At 53.7% G+C, this 281-nt stretch carries 1 protein-coding gene; it reads left to right on the top strand.

Going from position 1 to position 281, the window contains the following annotated elements; genetic code table 11:
- The first annotated feature begins 1 nt into the window (after position 1).
- Complete coding sequence (locus tag X742_RS1000000176380; RefSeq protein ID WP_280800215.1) at positions 2–100, top strand: DUF2061 domain-containing protein; 99 nt, start codon at positions 2–4, stop codon at positions 98–100.
- The last annotated feature ends 181 nt before the right edge of the window (positions 101–281 follow it).

Below are 281 nucleotides of genomic sequence, written 5' to 3'. Positions count from 1 at the left end.
CGTGACCGGCACTATCGATACGATGATCATCTCGCTGGTGGTGACCGGAAGCATCAAGCTTGCGGCCGCCATCGGGGTGACGGAGGTCTTCACCAAGTAGCTGCTCTATTATTTTCATGAGCGTGCATGGCTGAAGATCCCTTACGGACGCAAGTCCGTGACCTGATGGGCTTGCGATCGATCGGTCCCGTCAAGAAAACCTAAACCGGCAACAAAAATTTCTGGATTGCCTGCTACGGCCATCCATGGTTTGAGCCCTGCATTCGGGGGTTCCTTTTCAT

Origin of the sequence: Mesorhizobium sp. LNHC229A00 (genome assembly GCF_000502415.1) — a bacterium.
Lineage (GTDB): Bacteria > Pseudomonadota > Alphaproteobacteria > Rhizobiales > Rhizobiaceae > Mesorhizobium.
This window is presented reverse-complemented; position numbering and strand designations above follow the sequence as displayed.